Source organism: Aminomonas paucivorans DSM 12260 (genome assembly GCF_000165795.1).
Lineage (GTDB): Bacteria > Synergistota > Synergistia > Synergistales > Synergistaceae > Aminomonas > Aminomonas paucivorans.
The window spans coordinates 2,567,035-2,581,468 of record NZ_CM001022.1 but is presented as its reverse complement, the minus strand read 5'-3'; the positions used below and the strand labels follow the sequence as shown (position 1 = coordinate 2,581,468).

Genomic DNA, 14,434 nt, shown 5'->3' with positions numbered 1-14,434 from the left:
GGAGAGAGCGATTCCACGGAGGTGAGGGAGAATGACCTTGAGTTTCACGGAGACCCGAGGGGCGCCGGAGGTCGGAGCCCGGCTTCAGGGGAGATTGGACACCGCCACGGCCCCGGCCCTGGAGGAGCAGGTGTCCCGTTGGCTGGACGGAGGGGCTCGGGATCTGGAGCTGGACTGTCGGGACCTGGAGTACGTGTCCAGCGCGGGGCTTCGTGTGTTCCTGGGGGCGGTGAAGCGTCTGAAGCCCCAGGGAGGGCGGCTGGTCCTGGTGGGCACCCGCGGGGTGGTGCGGGAGGTCCTGGACCTGGCGGGATTCGGCGCCCTGGTGGAGCTGAAGGAGGACGGACCGTGTCCCGCCGGCTCCTGAAGTCCCCGGACGGTCAGGAGATCCGGGAGCGCATCGTCCCCGCCCGGAGGGGCTTCGCGGGGGAAGCGGCGGGGTTCGCCCGGGCCGCCTCCACCCCTGCGGGGCTGTCCCGGCTTCGGTTGGACGACGTGGAGCGGACGGTGGAGGCGGCCTTCCTCCGGGTGGCCCTCCGGGGGTTCGGGGATCGCCCCGGAAGCGTCTGCCTGGTGGTGGGAGCCCGCCCGGGGGAGGTGGAGGTCCAGGTGCGGGATCGAGGGGAGACCCTGGAGTTCCCCTTCCCCCCGGAGCGGAAGACCTGCCCCGACGAGATGCCCGAGGATGAGGCTTCCTACGCCCGGGAGGGGGAGGAGAACGTCCTGACCCTGCGGTTTCGGAACCGCCCATGACCCCTTCCCCCTCGGCGGGGCCTAAGCGGCGGGGAGGCATGGCCCGCAGGGTGGCCCTGTGGGTGCTCTTCGGCGCTGGGGGGGTCTTCGCCGGGGTCCTGTGGATGGGCTATGTCCTGACGGAGTCCCTGCTTCAGGAGCAGGTGCAGCGTACCGTGGACGCCCAGGTCTACCAGGCGGGGGCGGAGGTGGACGCCCGCCTGGGGGATGCGGAGGCGGCGGTGCGGGAGCTGGCGGCGCGCCTCTCCTTCCGGACCCTGGGGCCCGAGGAGGCCCGCGGGGCCCTGGAGCGGACCCTGGAGGACAACCCCACCCTGTACGGTTCCTGTGCGGCCTTCTCCCCCGCCTCCCTGGGGCGCCCCGCGGCGCCCTACCTGTTCCGACGGGGAGATGGGCTGACCTACCGGGACCTCTCCCGGGGGGGCTACGACTACCGGAACCACCCCTGGTACCTCCTGCCCCAGGGACTCGATCAGCCCTGCTGGAGCGAGCCCTACTTCGACGAGGGGGGAGGGGAGGTCCTCATGACCACCTTCGGAGTCCCCTTCCGGGACGCCCAGGGGCGCTTCGCCGGGGTGGTCACGGGGGACGTGGCTCTGGAGTGGCTTTCGGACCTGCTGCGTTCCCTCTCCCTTCCCCCCGGGGGGGTGGCGTTCCTTCTCTCCGGGAGGGGCAAGCTGCTGGCGGTCTCCGTCCCCGGCCTGACGGGAACGGAGGACCTTCCCCGGATGAGGGAGGGGAAGGCGGAGGACCTGCGGCGTCGGATGGTGGGACAGGACCGGGGAACCCTGGCGGCGGAGAACCCCCGGACGGGGGAGCCCGGCCGGGTGACCTTCGGGCCCCTGCCCACCAACGACTGGTCCCTGGGGGTCTTCGTGCCCCGAAGCGCCCTGACGGCGGTGCTGGTGCCCCTGCACCGACGGCTGGCCCTGGTGGCCCTGGGGGGGGTGCTGTTCCTGGCGGGGGCGGCGCTTCTGGTGGCCCGATCGGTGGTCCGCCCCGTGAAGGTGCTGGAGGGAGCGGCCCAGGAGCTGGCCCTGGGGCACCTGCTGGTCCCCGTGCCGGAGTTTCCCGGGGACGACGAGCCCGCCCGGCTGGCCCGGGCCCTGGAGACCGCCCGAAAGGACCTGCTGCGCTACCTGGAGGAGCAGGAGCGGGACGCGGCGGAGCGCGCCCGCAGCCGCACGGAGCTGGACCTGGCGGCGCGGATCCAGAAGGGCCTCCTCCCCGCCGCCTTCCCCAGGACGGAGACCTTCGCCGTGGCCGGACGCCTGGAGGCGGCCCGGGAGGTGGGGGGGGACCTCTACGACGCCTTCCTGGACGACCGGGGCTTCCTCTTCCTGGCCATGGGGGACGTGGCGGGCAAGGGGATCCCCGCGGCCCTGTTCATGGCGGCGGTGCGCACGGGCATGGGGGTTCTGGGGCGAAGCGCCCTCTCCCCCGCCCGGATCCTGGAGCGCCTGAACGATCAGTTCTCCCGGGACAACGACACGGCCATGTTCGTCACCCTCTTCCTGGCCCGGGTGGACCCGGTCGCGGGGCGATGCGTCTACGCCTCCGCGGGGCACCCCGCCCCGGTGCGGGTGACCCGGTCCGGGACGGCGTCCCTCTTCGACGTGGCCCCCGCCTTGCCCGTGGGGGCGATCCCGGGGACGGCCTATCGGGACGAGACCCTGGAGCTGGGGGAGGAGGAGCTGTGGGTCCTCTTCACCGACGGGGTCACCGAGGCCTTCTCCCCCCGGGGGGAGCTGTTCGGGGTGCCCCGGCTGGAGGAGCTGCTGCGGTCCCAGAAGGCAGCCTCCCCGGAGGAGGCGGTGGACCGGGTGGTGGAGGCGGTGGTGGCCTTCGAGGACGGCCAGGACCCCAGCGACGACCGGGCGGTGCTGGCGGTGCGGCTGAAGGCTCCGGACGGCGGGACCGAGACGGTGGAGAGGCTGTAGCGAAGGCGTCATGAAGGCGTAACCGGGACCTCCTTTACTGAAGAGGGCACCCCCCAAGGGGTGCTCCCAGGAAGGAGGGATTCCATGCGCATCCTCATCGCCACCGATGCGTGGCTGCCCCAGGTGAACGGGGTGGTCCGGACCCTGGAAAGAACCTGCAGCACCCTGGAGGCCCGAGGGCACGAAGTGGCCCTTCTGGGCCCCCACCGCTTCCTCACCCTTCCCTGTCCCACCTACCCCCAGATCCGCCTGGCCTGGAACCTCTGGACCGCCGGGGCTCGGGTGGAGGCCTTCGCCCCCGAGGCGATCCACCTGGCCACGGAGGGCCCCGTGGGGGTGGCGGTCCGGGCCTGGTGCCGCCTCCACCGCTTCCCCTTCTCCTCCTCCTTCACCACCCGTTTCCCCGAGTACCTGGACGCCCGCCTGGGTCGGGGGAGCGACCTGTTCTACGCCTACCTGCGGTGGTTCCACGCCCCCTCGGAAGCCTTGATGGTGGCCTCCCCCAGCCTGGCGGAGGAGCTGTCCCACCGGGGCTTCGACAACCTGCGCCCCTGGGGGCGAGGGGTGGACACGGAACTCTTCCGCCCCCGTCCCAAGGCGGATCTGGGGCCGGGGGCCCGCCCCCTGCACCTGTACGTGGGCCGGGTGGCGGTGGAGAAGAACCTTCCCGCCTTTCTGGACCTGGACCTTCCGGGGTCGAAATGGGTGGTGGGGGACGGACCGGATCTGGAGGCGCTGCGGGGTCGATACCCCCGGGTCACCTTCTGGGGGGCCCGCAGGGGGGAGGAGCTGGCCCGGCTCTACGCCCAGGCGGACTGCTTCGTCTTCCCCAGCCGTACGGACACCTTCGGCATCGTCATGCTGGAGGCTTTGGCGAGCGGGGTTCCCGTGGCGGCCTATCCCGTGACGGGGCCCCTGGACGTGGTGAACCAGGGGGTCACGGGCTGGCTGGAGGACGACCTGGGGCGAGCCTGCCGAAAGGCCCGGGAGCTGGACCCCCTGGCCTGCCGAAAGGCGGCCCTGGACCGGTCCTGGGACCGGTCGGCGGATCAGTTCCTGGCAAATCTGAAGCCTCGGCGGAGAGAGCGCAGGGCGGCCTGAGGGGTCAGTTCACCAGGCGCCCCTGGGGGCGCAGCCAGGGCCGTTCGGGGGACTCCCGGAAGGGCTCGGTCCGGGGTTCCCAGGGTTCGGCCAGGGAGAAGCGCCAGAGGGGTTCCGGGTCCGAGGGACCCTCGGGGAACACCACCGCCAGCTCCGGGTCCTGCCAGCGCTGGTCCTCCAGGATGGGGCGGGCGAACTCGTCCCCGAAGGCCCGGCGCCCGATGTTGATGGCCCCGTTCAGGTCCCGGTGGATCACCTCGCCGCAGGAGGAGAGGAACTGCCGACGGTTGCAGTGCCCCATCCGCCCGGGCTTGAGGTTCCCTTCCCCCGCCAGGGGCTGGAGACACAGGGAATCCACCCGGCTGGTGAAGGCCTCGTCCACCACCTGCAGGTCGATGCCCCCCAGGATGCACTGAAACCGCAGGGTCTGGAGGAGCTGGAGGCTCAGGTTCAGGAGGGGGTTCTCCCAAAGGGACCGGGGCTTCACGGTGTAGGGGTTCTTCACCGACCGGCCCCCCACCGCCACCTCCGCCACCCCCAGGTCCAGGCACTTGCGCACCACCAGGTGGCAGGCCTCCTCCACGTATCGGTCCACCGCCGCCACCTCCTTGCGGAAGCGGTCCCGGTCCTTCCGGGCCAGCCTGCGGAGGCGGTCCAGCCTCTCCCGGCCCAGGAAGTTGCGCACCAGCAGGGGGTGGGACCGGGGGGCGTCGGAGACCAGGGCGAAGAGCACCGTGTCCCCCATGTCGATGGCCGCCTGGGGGCGGCGAAACGAAAGGGCGGCAGACCCGTCAGAGGGTCTGCCGCCCGAGGAGTGGCCGCGGGGTTTGCGGGAACAGGAAGGGGGGAACGGGTGTTCCGGAGATTTTCGAGCCAAACAAACCAGCCCCTTTCGCCGGGAATGGAAGCGTTCCTGAGGGGATTCTAGACCCTTGGCGAAGGGGGTGGCAAGGCTTCGTCAGGAACGTGTAACCCTCCCGGGACTCCTTCGTTTCGGGGGAAGGGGATCCTTCCAGTTCCACCAGAGCTGTTCCTCCGGGGTCGGATTCGGGACGGAGGCGGCGTGGACGGCGCAGCGGAAGCAGTAGAGCACGCATCGGTCCTGTCTCGTCCCCGTGAGGGCGCAGAGGCGGTCGTAGAGGTCCTGGGGGTCTTGGCCCCGCAGGTCCTCGGGAGTCCGCACCCCCAGAAGCCTCAGGTCCGCCGCCAGGCTGGGCCCCACGGAGGGCAGGGTCTGCAGGGGGTCCGGGGCACCCCGCTTCCGTGGGGAGCGGGGCGGTTCGGCGCGTTCCGTCATGGTTTCCTCCTCCTCTCGGTTCAGGAGGCCAGGACGCTCAAGTATCGGTCCCCCCGGTCGCACTGGATCGTCACCACCGGCCGGTCCGGGGGCAGGGTGGCCGCCAGGTCCAGGGCCGCCCGGAGGTTGGCCCCCGTGGAGAGGCCCGAAAAGATGCCGTGGGTCCGGGCCAGCCAGCGGGATGCCTCCCGGGCCGCCTCGTCCTCCACGGTCACGACGCGGTCCGCCAGGGAGCGGTCCAGGTTCGCCGGGACGAAGTTGGCCCCGATGCCCTGGATCCCGTGACTCCCCGCCCTCCCCTGGGAGAGAAGGGGGCTTGAGGCGGGTTCCACCGCCACCCCCAGCAGGTCCGGGAAGAGGGCCTTGAGGACCCCCGTCACCCCCGTGAAGGTGCCCCCCGTGCCCACCCCCGCCACGAAGGCCGCCGGGGATGCCCCCCGCAGGCCCGCGGCGATCTCCGGGGCGGTGGTGACCCGATGGGCCCAGGGGTTTCCGGGGTTGGAGAACTGGTCCACCGTGAAGCTCCCGGGGATCTGGGCCAGCAGCTCCCCCACCGCCTCCACCGCCCCCTGCATCCCCTCCCCCGCGGGGGTCAGCACCAGCTCCGCCCCGTAGGCCCGCAGCAGCCCCCGACGCTCCAGGGACATGGACTCGGGCATGGCCAGCACCACCCGCAGTCCCAGGGCGGACCCCAGCAGGGCCAGGCCGATGCCCGTGTTGCCGCTGGTGGGTTCCACCACCGCGGCCCCCGGGACCAGAAGGCCCTCCCGCTCCGCCCGAAGCAGCATCCCCCAGGCCGCCCGGTCCTTCACGGAACCCCCGGGGTTGTTCCCCTCCAGCTTGATCCACACCGGAGCCCCCCCGGTGTCCTCCAGGCGGTACAGGGGAGTGTTCCCCACGTGCCGCAGGATCTCCAGGTCCGCCACGCGCCTCATCCCGTCGCCTCCATTCCCCGCTCCTCCAGACCCCGGGCCGCCTCCAGCTGACGGCGCAGGGACCGGACCTCCCGCTCCAGGGACTCCATCCGGGCGGTCAGGTCCTCCATCCCCTGGCGGCAGACCCCTTCGGGCAGGTTCCCGATGCGGGCCCGCCCCACCTTCACCGCCCGGGCCTTGGGTCCCACCATGGTGGTGTCCGGAGGTACGTCCTCCAGCACCACCGCGTTGGCCCCGATGCGGGCCCCCTTCCCCAGGGTCACGGGGCCCAGCACCCGGGCTCCGCTGCCCACGAAGACCCCCTCCTCCAGGATGGGGTGGCGCTGCCAGGTCCGCTCGTTTCCCGTGGCCCCCAGGGTGACCCCCTGGAAGAGCACGCAGCCCCGGCCCACCACGGCGGACTCCCCCACCACCACCCCGGAACCGTGGTCGATGAACACCCCCGGGGCGATGCGCGCCCCCGGGTGGATCTCGATGCCCGTCCACCACCGGGCCACCAGGGACAGCAGCCGGGGCAGCACGGGCACCTTCAGGGAGACGTGCAGCGGATGCACCAGCCGGTGGACCAGCAGGGCCTGAAAGCCCGGGGTGCACAGCAGCGTCTCCAGGGAGCCCCGCAGGCCTCCCGGGATCGCCGGGTCGTTCCTCCGAACCGCCCGATAGTCCTCTACGATCGTCCTCCACACCCCATGGAAACCATCCCTCCCGTTCTCGGTCATTGCCCTGTGGGACAAAAAAAGGGGGACCCGCCGACGGCGGATCCCCGGATCGATTCGATGGGTAAGCCCCGAAGGGCCGATGGCGGGTCCGCCTAGGTCGGACCCAAGCGGACGCGAGCCGTCCGTCGGGTCAGCGAGAACGCCCCCGAGGACAACACGCGCACAGGAAAAACACCCCGCGAAGAACCTTCGACTGTCTCATGGGGCGGATTGTACCGGAGGACAGGCCCCCTGGCAAGAGGGGTTCCGGTCTCCCACCAGCACCACCACCCGCCCGTCCGGGTCCGTCAGGGCGAATTCCACCTTCCCCTGCCCCGTCTCCTTCAGGGGCTGGGTCAGCTCGGGGCGGTTCCGGAGGTGCTCGTAGAGGTCCAGTGCCCGGTCCGTCTCCAGGTAGAGGGCCAAGGGTCCCCCCGCAGCTCCGGCGTGAAGGGAGGGGAATTCCGCGGTCAGGCTGGAGAGGGTTTGGAACATGAGGGTCACCTCCCCGCACCGGGCCAGGGCCCAGTGATAGGGAGGGTCGGCGGGGAGGGTCAGGGAGGGGACAAAGCCCAGGAGTTCCCGGTAGAACTCCAGGGTGGCGGCCACGTCGGCGCAGGGCAGGTCGGGGACCAGGGAACGGAACATGGGATTGCCTCCTTCGGGGATGGTCTCGGGGGTTTCGGTGGGGGCGTCCCGACGAGGGGAACGCCCCGGGAAGGGTCAGGGTCTCCGGGCCTTCCTCAGGGCCTCCGCGGCGGAGGTGACCCCCAGAGTCCGGTAGAGCTTCAGGACGTGGTACTTGGCGGTGGAGTGGCTGACCCCCAGGGCCTCCGCCACGTCCCGGTAGGTGGCGTTTCGTTCCAGCAGCCCCAGAAGCGCCTCCTGTCGGGGGGAGAGGCGTAACGGGGCTGCGGGTTCCTCCAGGTCATGGGCGCTTTCTGAAGGGCCGCAGGCCTCCAGGACGAGGAGGTGCACGTTCACGGCGAACCGGCGAAGGGCCTCGTCCCCTCCCCGGCGGCTCTTCAGGAAGGCCGGGAAGATCGGCCGCAGGCCCGGGGCCTCGTCCAGGAACCCCCGGATCAGGCCCTGGGGGGCCGCCGCCGCGAGGGCCTCCTCCAGCCGGTCCAGGGCCCGTCCCCTCTCCCCCCGCTGCCACTGGGCCCGGGTCAGGAGGATGAGGGCCTGGAGGCGGTCCAGGGGGCGACGGTAGTCCTCCGCCAGCTTGCGGAGCTTTTCCCCCAGGAGGAGGGCCAGGTCCGGGCTTCCCTCCGCCAGGAGGGCCCGGAGGGTCACGAAGTGCTGGGTGATCCGGTGGAGGGCCGGTTTCTCCGTGACGGGGACGGCGTGTCTTGCCAGCCATTCCGCCGCGGCCTCCCGGTCTCCCTCCGCCAGGCGCCTCCCGTACCGCCACGCCCGGAAGTTGGGCAGCAGGGCTCGCAGGTCCTCCTCACCCATGCGCCGGGCGATCTCCCCCTCCAGACGCTGCGCCTCGTCCCGCCTCCCCAGGGCCGTCAGGACGGTCAGGAAGAGCAGGTCCGCGCAGAACCGCAGGTCCTCCCGGCACCCCGCCGCCCGAGCCTCTGCCCGCACCGCCAGCTCGCAGGCCTCCTCCAGTCGGTTCTGCTCGTAGAGGCCTCCCCCCTGGGCGCAGAGGCCGATGAGGTCCACGTCGTCCCCCAGGAGGGGTCGGCAGGCCCGACAGAAGGTGTCGGGAAAGGTGTCCAGCCCGGGGAGCCGATCGGTCCGATCCGTGAAGGAGCGGTGCATCAGGGGCAGGTAGGCCGTGAGGGTCCCCGGGGGCAGGGCCTCCGTCCCCGGGCCGGGGCGGTTCTCCTCGGAACCGGGGAGGTGCAGCAGCTCCTCCAGGTATGCCCCCAGGGGGCGGCGGCAGTCCAGAAGCCGCAGGATCCCCGCCAGGCGACGGAAGTCTTCGTCGTCCCGTTCCCGGGCCGCCTCCAGCACGAAGTCCAGGGAGGAGAAGAAACCCTCCACGTCCCCGTCCAGGTAGTGGGCCACGGCGCACTGTGCTGCCGCGTCGGGGTGGCGCTTCCCCAGGGGGTCGGGGCCGCCCAGGAGGTAGCGCTTGGTGAAGGCGATGCGCTCCTCCAGGGGGTGCTGGGGGGCGTACTGCCGCAGGGCCCGGCAGCAGGCGGAGACGCTCTTCCCGTCGGAGCACCGGATGTAGAAGGACGCCGCGGCGTAGTAGTGCCCCCCCTCGAAGAGGGCCTCCGCCAGGACCCGGCAGAGCGCCTCCCGCTCCTCGGGGCGCCGGAGTTCTTCCAGACGGCGGAGGAGGAACTCCCGGAACAGGTCGTGGAGGCGGTAGGTCCCGTCGTCGGAGCGGGAGAGGAACAGGTTCCGTCGGTGGAGGTCCTGGAGGATCCCGCCGCATCGGGGGAGGCCGGTGAGGCGGGAGCACAGCTCCGGGGTGAGGAAGGGGGCCAGGGAGACCTGTACCAGGAAGGCGCGCGTCCCTTCGTCCAGGAGATCCCACACGTGGGCCTGGAGATAGGGAAAGAGCAGCTCTTCCCCCGGGGCCCCGGCGGTCGGCCCCGTCCGGGGGCCCAGCAGGAAGGCTCCCACGGCGATGGGCCAGCCCCCCGTCCGGGCGAAGAGGGCGTCCCCGTCCCGGGGGTCGCCCTTGCGCAGGCGGAGGAGTTCCGCCACCTCCTCCCGGGTGAAGGCCAGGAGGGATCCGGGGAGGACCTGCATCGTCCCCTTGAGGATCCCCTCCCCGAAGGCCCCGTCCGGCTCGGTGCGTCCCGCCAGGCACACCAGGAAGGAAGGGGGCAGGAGGGCGACGGTCCGGGCGAGGTCCCGCAATCGGTCCTGGTCGGTGAGGCGGTGGAGGTCGTCCAACACCAGCACCCAGTCCCTGGGGCCGTCCCGGACCAGCAGGTCCAGGGCCTCCCGAAGGTCCTGGAAGGAGGGGGCCTCGATGCGGCGTAGCCGGGCGGCCAGACGGCGGTTCTGCTTCTGGGCGAAGGCCAGGGCCCGCAGGAGCCGGGCGGTCAGGCGCTCCTCGTTGTTGTCGTGCTCGTCCAGGGCAAGCCACGCTACCCCGTTGCGCCGGGGGTGAAGCCACTGGGACAGGACCACGGTCTTCCCGAAGCCCCCCGGGGCGACGAGGTAGAACTGCCGGATTCCCTCCTCCACCGCCGCGTCCAGCCTTCGGAGGATCGCGCCGCGGTACAGCTGCTTCGCCCCTCCGCGGGGAGGGGAAAAGTCCTCCCCCTGTCTCATTTCCTCACCCCCTTCCTCCGGTCTCCCTCGGGTATTTTGCGAAACAAAGTCCCCCCAAGTCCCCGGGATGCTGACCTCGGGTCATAGACAAGGGTTCGGGGTTGATTCTATAACGTAACTACGGAAAGAGGGGACGCCGCAGTTTTTTCAGCGGATTGCCCTCTTCGCGGTGCATTCACAGGGTACCATGCCTGGAGGCGTCGGGCGAAAGGATGGGGAGTGGGAGCTGCGGCGGAGGGAAACAGGTCCCAAGCAGAGAACCGATGAGCCGAGACCGCGCCGTTCATGACGCCGTCGAAGCCCCGTCGCCCCAGAGGGCGGCGTCGTGGGCGAGGACTCCCTGAGGAGACCTGCCCGACCGATGGAACCGAGGTGAACGACCGTGCACGAAGACAAAAGACGCAACCCCCTGTTTTCTCTTTCCCTGCTCCAGGTCCTTCGCAGGAGCTGGCCCGGGGTCCTTCTCCTTCTGGCGATTCCCCTCCTGGCCCTGCTGCCCCGGCCGGGGCTCCTGACGGGGGACACCACCAGCACGGACCCCCTGGAGGGACACCGGGAGTTTCTCATCTACTCCCTCATCGCCCAGAGCAACAGCAAGGGCTACCTGGCGAGCCAGGACCAGACGGACCTGAATCTGCCCTTCTCCTTCCAGTCCGGCGGGTCCATCGGGGCGCCGCTTTCCGCCTTCGACTCCAACGCCGACGACACCTACAGCCATGCCCTGGCCTGGGGGCGGGACGGTCGCGGGGACTTTGTCCTGGAGGCCCGGGTCTTCCACGACAAGGGGGAAGACAAGACCGGGGCCATCTCCCTGGTGGCCACCTACGTGGGGGAATCCTCCCCCGCCTATACCCTCAAGCGCTTCGACACCCCCTCCCCTCCCGCCAAGACCGACGACAACCGGGTGGAACAGAGCCGGTGCGTGGACATGGCGGCCCTGGACATCGATGGGGACGGAATCCGGGACTTCGTGGTGGTCTACGGCAGCACTGCCTCCGGGGGGAAACTCAAGGCGGTGGCCATCAACGGCAACCTGACCGGCAGCGGAGGCCTCGCCGTGAAGGAGGTCACCGGCTGGACCAGCAGCGACGGGAACGTCCACCTGGTGCCCAATGTCCGGGCCGTGGCGGGGGACTTCCTGGGGGACGGCACCCCGGCGGTGGCCTGGCTGGCGGCGGAGCAGAACGACACCCACCAGCCTACGGAGAAGGACGGTTCCTACGTCCTCTGGGCCTGTTCCTTCGGGAGAGATTTCTTCACCAACGGGACCAAGACCCTATCCTCACCCCAGATCCTGGACAAGGGTTTCAGCAAGAACCTGACCGGGGAGTGTGACCTGGCGGCGGGGGACCTGGACGGGGACGGGACCGACGAGATCCTCCCCGTGACCGCGGGTCGGGTTCAGGACGACGTGGACGGTTACGGCGTCCATAGCTACAGTGCCTTGTCGGACGTCTACTCCTACCGCTTCGCTTCGGGGGCCCTTACCAAGTTGGCCCACAACTCCGACACCCACCGGATCGGGGGCCAGGACGCCCACGGCACGGCCCACGACTTCCCCATGTGGGCCCCGGTGCGCTGCGGTGCCGGGGACATCGACGGGGACGGGAAGGACGAACTGGTCTGGGTCTCCTCGGGCAACATGAAGGACGACAACTACGGCTGTTTCGTCTTCCGGATGGTGGAAGGCAGCAGCTCCTCCCTGAGTTACAGCTACAACGACGAGTATGACGGCAACTGGACCGGTCCCCCCATGTCCGACGGCATCGAGTTCGACCTGACGGTGGGCCCCATCTCCAGCGCCTACGCCCTGCCCAACGCGACCAACGGGAACCTGGTGAAGCGGCAGGTGATCCTGGCCTGGCGCAGCGGGGACAACGACAACTGCCTGGCCCTCCGGGGCATCACCTGGACGGGGAGCGACTTCGTGGACGGGAACGTGAAGAACTCCTTCAAGCTCGACGACATGAGCGGGGTGAAGGGGCTCTACCTGGCTCTGGGGGACTGGAACGACCAGAGCTTCGCCCTGGGCGACCCGGTGCACTACACCGCCTACGGGTCCATCAGCCCCATCGTGGTGCTCCAGGAGCCGCCGAAGCACTTCGACCTGGTGGACGGGGTGAGCATCGACGCCTTCCGCTCCCTGAGCGGGTTCCAGTCCCAGTTCCAGCTGAACAACACCAGCTCCGCCACCACCGCCACCACCAACGTCACCGACTGGTCCGTGGGCGCTCAGACCCAGGGGTCCCTGACCTGGGGGCATCTGTTCAAGTGGAACCTCACCTCCACCTTGAGCGCCGCCATGAACGGGAAGAAGACCGACCTGGACAAGCAGGTGGCCCAGCAGAGCACCACCAGCGTGGCCGCCGCGGAGAACGACGACCAGGTCTACTTCACCGTCCAGGACCTGGACGTGTGGCGCTACCCCATCCTCAACGAAACCGCCACGGACGCAAGCGGCAACGTCGGCCCGGCCTGGTACCAGATCGTGGTCCCCATTCCGGGAGACGCGCCGGTGAACGCCTCGGTGTGCGGCACCAACCTGGAGTGGTACCAGCCGGTCCACGAGAACGGCAACCTGCTCTCCTACCCCAACAGCATCGCCCGGATCTCCGACCACCCCTCGGGGAACACGGGGGACCTGACCAGCGCCGCCGCCTTCGACACGGGGTACAACGAGGTGAGCCAGAACTGGACCTGGACCAACAGCCAGTTCACCGAAAGCGGGAACACCCTGGGGGGCAACCTGGGGGCTTCCCTCACCTTCGGCGTGGCGAGCCGCCCCAAGAAGAAGGGTGACCCCAACGGATGGAACGCCTCCATCGGGGTCACCGGGGATGGGGCCTACTCCCACGCCGTGACCACCAAATCGGACTTCTCCAACTCCACGGGGCTGAAGGTGCAGAAGCCCAACACCAACGACGCGGTCCTGGCGGGGCCCATCCCCTGGAACCACCTGGTCTACGGGGTCACCGCCCAGGTCTTCCAGGCCCAGAAGGGCTACCTGACCATGGGCTTCGCGCCGAACCTCACGGGCAACGGGGCGGGGGACTTCTGGACCGGTCGGGACCAGACCTACGATATGCCCTACTACGAGAAGCCCGACCCGGCGCTGAACCTGCCCCGGAAGTACGTCTCCACCCCCTACCGGGACTCCAACGGCTTCGACCGGCACAAGTGGCTCCTGAGCGACGCCTCCGCCTCCCACGACATCCGGGGGATCTACTTCACCACCACCGCCGGGACTCCGGGGTCCGTGCTGCCCGATTCCAGCACCAGCAACCTGGGGGTGGACCTCCCCAAGGGGCAGTCCCTCTACGTGAACTGCCGGATTTACAACTACAGCTTCCTGCCCGTCTCGAACGTGAAGGTGCGGTTCTACTACGCTCCCTACAACCCCCAGCCGGGTCAGACCGGCGAGGGCAGCCCGGTGGAGATCGGGACGGTGACGGTGCCCCAGATCCCCGGGTGGACCGCCGCGGGGGACCCCAACTGGGCCTGGGCCCAGGTGCTCTGGAACACCGCCTCCCTGTCCTCCGTCTCCCCCACGGACACCTACATGGTGCGGGTGCGCATCGACCCGGAGGGTGAGATCGCCGAGATCCACGACGACGGAGACCCGGCGGAGAACAACACGGGGCGCTACGAGGTGGCCCTGGTGGATCCTGCGGACCTGGACCTCTCCTCCTCCGCGGTTTCGGGAACCCAGAAGGGTGTGGGGGCCATCCAGATTCCTTCCTGCGACATCGTGGTGCCCCAGGATTCCCTGTCCGTCTCCAAGACCGAGGCCGCGGCGGGGGACCAGGTGCTGGTGAACGCCTCGGTGCTCCTTTCCGGCACCGACCGGAAGCGGCCCCTGGTGCGGGTGGGCTTCTACGACGGCGACCCGGATCGGGGCGGCAAGCTCTTCGACCTGCGCCGCATCCCCCTGCTGACCCCGAACGTGCCCTACGGGGTGCAGGCGGTCTTCCATCCCACCACGTCGGGGACCCACGTCCTCTACGCCAAAGTCCTGTCGGAGGTGGGGAACCGCAAGAGCGGCCAGACCGCTTCCGTCTCCGTCCAGGTTTCCGGGGGCGGCGGCGGAGGAAGCGGGAGCGGCGGGGGCGGCGGTTGCGACGCTGCGGGTCTCGGCTGGTGGGGGCTTCTGCTGCTGCTCCCCCTGGTGGCCCGGCGCAGGCAGTAGGTTCAGGAACGGGACCCCGCGGGACGAGACCTCTCCGCGGGGTCCTTCTCTTGGAGAACCGGGCGGAGGGAGAATATGCCCCGGACATCAAGGAAGATACCGTGATGCCCGTCATGGGGTTGTCCCGAAATTCCTCGAAACCCAAGAGATGCTTTCGTTCAGGGACAGGAGATCCCAGGAGTTTCCTGGGGCCGGCAGAAGGGGGTCTGGTGCTTGAGGACCCCGCAGGCGATGTGAGCCAGCTTGCGAACACAGGCCAGGAGGGCGGCTTGCTTGGG

Annotated in this window: 11 protein-coding genes; 5 read left to right on the top strand and 6 right to left on the bottom strand. The window is 70.2% G+C overall.

Features of this window, described 5'->3' with window-relative positions; all coding sequences use genetic code 11:
- Positions 1-31: 31 nt before the first annotated feature.
- The 4 genes from APAU_RS12050 (at position 32) to APAU_RS12035 (ending at position 3,794) form a co-directional block, all read left to right on the top strand.
- Positions 32-367, top strand: coding sequence for an STAS domain-containing protein (locus APAU_RS12050; RefSeq protein ID WP_006302038.1), 336 nt, complete (start codon positions 32-34; stop codon positions 365-367).
- Positions 349-753, top strand: a complete 405-nt coding sequence (locus APAU_RS12045; protein WP_006302037.1) for an ATP-binding protein — start codon at positions 349-351, stop codon at positions 751-753. The genes APAU_RS12050 and APAU_RS12045 overlap by 19 nt, the downstream gene beginning before the upstream one ends.
- A 38-nt stretch (positions 754-791) precedes the next feature.
- Positions 792-2,693, top strand: a complete 1,902-nt coding sequence (locus APAU_RS14805; protein WP_040345125.1) for a SpoIIE family protein phosphatase — start codon at positions 792-794, stop codon at positions 2,691-2,693.
- An 84-nt stretch (positions 2,694-2,777) separates the two neighbouring features.
- Positions 2,778-3,794, top strand: coding sequence for a glycosyltransferase family 4 protein (locus APAU_RS12035; RefSeq protein WP_006302035.1), 1,017 nt, complete (start codon positions 2,778-2,780; stop codon positions 3,792-3,794).
- 4 nt (positions 3,795-3,798) lie between these two features.
- On the opposite strand, the gene APAU_RS12030 is transcribed toward APAU_RS12035, so the two are convergent.
- The 6 genes from APAU_RS12030 to APAU_RS12765 all read right to left on the bottom strand — a co-directional run bounded on the left by APAU_RS12030 (position 3,799) and on the right by APAU_RS12765 (position 9,970).
- Positions 3,799-4,281, bottom strand: a complete 483-nt coding sequence (locus APAU_RS12030) for a zinc ribbon domain-containing protein (protein ID WP_408626267.1) — start codon at positions 4,279-4,281, stop codon at positions 3,799-3,801.
- A 471-nt stretch (positions 4,282-4,752) separates the two neighbouring features.
- Positions 4,753-5,091, bottom strand: coding sequence for a helix-hairpin-helix domain-containing protein (locus APAU_RS12025; protein ID WP_006302033.1), 339 nt, complete (start codon positions 5,089-5,091; stop codon positions 4,753-4,755).
- A 20-nt stretch (positions 5,092-5,111) separates the two neighbouring features.
- Positions 5,112-6,026, bottom strand: a complete 915-nt coding sequence (gene cysK, locus APAU_RS12020; protein ID WP_006302032.1) for a cysteine synthase A — start codon at positions 6,024-6,026, stop codon at positions 5,112-5,114.
- Positions 6,023-6,745 (bottom strand): serine O-acetyltransferase EpsC, encoded by a 723-nt coding sequence (gene epsC, locus APAU_RS12015; RefSeq protein ID WP_006302031.1) that lies wholly within the window; start codon positions 6,743-6,745, stop codon positions 6,023-6,025. Before epsC ends, cysK begins: the two co-directional genes overlap by 4 nt.
- A gap of 198 nt (positions 6,746-6,943) precedes the next feature.
- Positions 6,944-7,372 (bottom strand): VOC family protein, encoded by a 429-nt coding sequence (locus tag APAU_RS12010; RefSeq protein WP_006302030.1) that lies wholly within the window; start codon positions 7,370-7,372, stop codon positions 6,944-6,946.
- Positions 7,373-7,447: 75 nt separating this feature from the next.
- A complete protein-coding gene (locus APAU_RS12765; RefSeq protein WP_006302029.1) occupies positions 7,448-9,970 on the bottom strand; it encodes an AAA family ATPase in 2,523 nt (840 codons plus the stop codon).
- Positions 9,971-10,352: 382 nt separating this feature from the next.
- Between APAU_RS12765 and APAU_RS12000 the strand changes: the two genes are divergently transcribed.
- Positions 10,353-14,156, top strand: coding sequence for a Synerg-CTERM sorting domain-containing protein (locus APAU_RS12000; RefSeq protein WP_006302028.1), 3,804 nt, complete (start codon positions 10,353-10,355; stop codon positions 14,154-14,156).
- Positions 14,157-14,434: the final 278 nt, after the last annotated feature.